General features: G+C 71.4%; 1 pseudogene. It reads right to left on the reverse strand.

Annotation, left to right across the window (positions count from 1 at the left end):
- Positions 1-632, reverse strand: a pseudogene (locus IF89_RS39495) (hypothetical protein); the annotation flags it as partial.

Raw genomic sequence — 632 nt, forward strand, 5'->3', positions numbered from 1 at the left:
GCGGTGTAGGTGTAGGCGGTGGTGTTGCCGAGCTGGTCGGTCTGGGACGCCAGGCGCCCGGCCGGATCGTAGGTGTTGGCCGTGCCGGTGCGGGTGTCGCCCTGGCCGGGCGCGCCCTGGGTGAGGGACTTGGCGGTCTGGCGTCCGGCGAGGTCGTGGGTGAGGGCTGCGGTGAACTCCTGCCCCGGATACACATCCGGTGCGGCCGGGGTCAGGACCGTGCTGTGCGCGATGCCGCCAGGCCCGTAAGAGGGTGCGGCGGTGACTTCGCCGCTGGTGGAGGACACCACACGGCCCAGGGCATCGGTGTGCGCAGACGATCCGGAGGCGGGGGTGCCGTCGGCGAAGACGATCTTCGCCGAGGTGGTACGTGCCGCGGTGTCGGCGTCCTGCACCGAGAGGGCGCGGGCCTTGCTGAGGTCGGCATTCTGCTGGTCTGTGCCGAGGACGCCCTGGGTGACGGCTTCGGCGACGATGTCGGAGGCGGTTTTGACGGTGGTGCCGTCGGGGCCGGTCACGCTGCTGGTGTGGCCCCACGGGTCGGTGGAGGCAACGGTTCTGCGGCCGGCCTGGTCGGTGGTGGTGACCTTGTAATGGGCCCACTGGGAGTAGTCGGCTGCGGCCAGCACCCG

The organism is Streptomyces sp. NRRL F-2664, assembly GCF_000719345.1.
Lineage (GTDB): Bacteria > Actinomycetota > Actinomycetes > Streptomycetales > Streptomycetaceae > Streptomyces.